We start from the raw sequence: 2,792 nt of genomic DNA, 5'->3' as shown, positions 1-2,792 counted from the left end.
AAGAGACAAGATAGAATGTCTGAAGCTCTCTGTTATTCGCTTTTCCCTACGTCGGTATCAACCGTATCAGGTTCAAAGGGACTCTCTCAATTCTTTACAGAATACCCCTAAAGCCGAGGCAAAGGTAGTGGGAAAAGAATGTATTGTCAAGTTTCGATTGCAGATTGTTGAATAGGGGTGTTTGATATCCTAAAATAGGTTGACATAAACCGATTCAAGGCTGAACAGATTTTAATACAGCAGAAATCCCCTATAACTAAAAATTGCAGTCATATATATGCCATAATTCATAAAAAAGTGTAACTTTAACCTTTACAGTTTTTTAGAACACTGCAAACTTTAATGCCCAGAAGAATGCAAAAACGAATACTGTCCGCCGTCCCGTTGAGTTCCCCATCTTTTTTTATTGCAATCCTGTTTTTGCTGGTAGGCTCAATCGGGAGGGTGCAGGCTCAAATCCCTGCTAATGATGAGTGTGCCAACGCAATTACCCTTACTTCCCATAATCCTTTGTCGGGTATTGCAGGCACAACAGTGGGCGCCAGCCAGAGTATGTCAGCCATTACCTGTGCTACCTTTACAGGTACGGCTGACGACGATGTCTGGTTTAAATTTGTAGCGGTTGTTACTAAACATAACATAACAGTTATCGGTGACCCACAGTCAGGACTTGATGCGGTAGTGGATGTTCGTTCGGGTGCCTGCAACGGAGCCAATATCGCCTGTGCGAATACTTTCTCTATTGCCGGAGCGCATACCTTAACTGTATCGGGCTTAACTATCGGCAATACCTATTATATACGCATCTATAGTTTTGGCAATATGCCCTCCAATCGTGGATTATTCGGGATTGGTGTTACGCATACCAACGATGATTGTGCTGGTGCTATTTCCCTTACTTCTACTACTCCTGATTCTTACTCACCTATTGAAGGCACCACAGTAGGGGCTACCCAGAGTCTGCCGGCCATTACGTGCGGTACAGCTACAGGCACGGCCGATGATGATGTGTGGTATAAATTTGTAGCGGTTTCTCCTATACATATCGTAACAGTTAGCGACCCAGAATCAGGGTTTGATGCGGTAGTAGATGTTCGTTCGGGAGCCTGCAACGGCACCTCTATTGGCTGTGCTGATGCCACTGCTACCGGTGGGGCAGAAAAGGTGGGTTTATCAGACTTAACCATTGGTCATACCTATTATATACGAATCTATAGTTTGGGCAGTACCAACGCCAGTCGTGGAAGTTTCAAGGTTGGTGTTACGCATGAAGACCCTCCTGCCAATGATAATTGTAATAACGCCATTACCCTCATTTCCTCAACGACGCTCGCTTCCGGTGTTATTGGCACAACGGGTGGTGCTACCCAGAGTCTGGCAGCCATTACGTGTGGTGCGGTTACAGGCACGGCCGATGATGATGTATGGTATAAATTTGTAGCGGTTTCTTATGTACAAACCGTATCAGTTTTCGGCGCTTTGGGGTTTGATGCGGTAGTAGATGTTCGTTCGGGCGCCTGCAACGGCATCCCTATCGGTTGTGCTGATGCAACCGCCGCTGATGGAGTGGAAACCGTGAATTTTTCGAACTTAATCCCCGGCAACACCTATTATGTCCGGGTCTATAGTCGGGGTGCTTCAGTACTCAATCGTGGAATATTTGGCATTGGCGTTACGCATGTTTTTCCGCCAGCGAATGATCACTGTACCAACGCCATTGCACTTACTTCGGCTACGTCGCCCTCCCCAACCAACGGCACAACCGTAGATGCTACCCAAAGTCTGGCAGCCATTACATGCAATACTAATACAGGCACGGCCGATGATGATGTATGGTATAAATTTGTAGCACTATCTATTGAACATACGATAACAGTTGCAGGAAATTCAGGATTCAATCCGGTAGTAGATGTGCGTTCGGGCACCTGCAATGGCATCAGTATCGGCTGTGCTGATGCCACCGGTAATAGTGCAGTAGAAACCGTAACTGTATCGGGTTTAACTATCGGCAGCACCTATTATATCAGGGTCTATAGTTATGGTGCTTCTGCCTCCAATAGCGGAACATTTACCATTAGTGTTGTTCATGAGGTACCACCTGCCAATGATGAATGTACCAACGCCATTACCCTCATTTCTTCTACCGGCATTTCTGGTGTTCTGGGCACAACATTAGGTGCTTCGCAGAGCCTCGAAGCCATTACGTGTAATGCATTAACCGGTACCGCCGATGATGATGTATGGTATAAATTTGTAGCAGTTTCTAATAAACATAATATAGCAGTTATCGGCGGTCCGGAGGTCGACGTGGTAGTTGATATTCGTTCGGGAGCCTGCAATGGAACTACCATTGCCTGTTCTGATGCAACCAAAGAAGCCGGAAAAGAAGAGTTGACATTATCAAACCTGATAATTGGCAACACCTATTATATCAGGGTTTATAGTTTTGGCAATGCCAGAGCCAATCGTGGGCAATTCGGGATTTTGATTAACCATGAAGAGTGCCCTGCCACGGCAAATATCACCCAGCCCATTACAAGCGGAACAGTTACGATGAAAGCCATTCAGATTACTGCTACCAATCAGGTATCAGAGGCTAAGGTAACCTATCGGGGGGCGGATTCAGTTACCTTGCAGCCGGGTTTCAAAGCCACTGTAAACACAAGCAATGTTTTTCAGGCGATTATTGCGGGGTGTCCGTAGGGGGTGGGGTTTGACTTAACACTAGTGTGCCTGTAGGTCTTCCATGTTTTATTCAATACAAGTAATTTTACTTCAATTGTTAGAAATAA

At 45.7% G+C, this 2,792-nt stretch carries 1 protein-coding gene and 1 riboswitch; the gene reads left to right on the top strand.

Annotated elements, in window-relative coordinates:
- Positions 1 to 26 precede the first annotated feature (26 nt).
- Positions 27 to 119, bottom strand: a riboswitch (TPP riboswitch).
- Between the two features lie 235 nt (positions 120 to 354).
- Positions 355 to 2,703: a 3-coathanger stack domain-containing protein gene (locus EWM59_RS27440; RefSeq protein ID WP_130024366.1), complete on the top strand. Its 2,349-nt coding sequence runs from the start codon at positions 355 to 357 to the stop codon at positions 2,701 to 2,703.
- The last annotated feature ends 89 nt before the right edge of the window (positions 2,704 to 2,792 follow it).

It is taken from the genome of Emticicia agri (genome assembly GCF_004168285.1).
GTDB lineage: Bacteria > Bacteroidota > Bacteroidia > Cytophagales > Spirosomataceae > Emticicia > Emticicia agri.
The sequence above is the reverse complement of the archived record's forward strand: the minus strand, read 5'-3'. Positions and strand labels throughout refer to the sequence as shown.

Excerpts from the sequence above, each read along its gene's own strand:
- EWM59_RS27440 (WP_130024366.1), top strand. The coding sequence starts at position 355 with ATGCAAAAACGAATACTGTCCGCCGTCCCGTTGAGTTCCCCATCTTTT.